This is a genomic window from Zoogloea sp. LCSB751, from assembly GCF_002028455.1.
GTDB lineage: Bacteria > Pseudomonadota > Gammaproteobacteria > Burkholderiales > Rhodocyclaceae > Zoogloea.
In genome coordinates, this window is the sequence record NZ_MWUM01000541.1 from 1 (window position 1) to 241 (window position 241).

At 63.9% G+C, this 241-nt stretch carries 1 protein-coding gene; it reads left to right on the forward strand.

Features of this window, described 5'->3' with window-relative positions:
* Window positions 1–241: sugar phosphate nucleotidyltransferase (locus B4920_RS27640; RefSeq protein WP_368664754.1), on the forward strand; the 241-nt coding region annotated here is incomplete at both ends.

The following is a 241-nucleotide window of genomic DNA, read 5'->3' on the forward strand; positions in this document are numbered from 1 at the left end:
CTGCCGATGCAGGCCATCGTCGAGAAGCCGCCGCGCGACGAGGCGCCCTCCAACCTGGCCGTGGTCGGCCGTTATGTGCTCTCCGCCAACATCTGGCCCCTGCTGGAGAAGACCCCAGCCGGGGCGGGCGACGAGATCCAGCTGACCGATGCCATCGCCATGCTGATGGAGAAGGAGCAGGTCAATGCCTACTTCATGAAGGGTCGCAGTCACGATTGCGGCAGCAAGCTGGGTTACATGA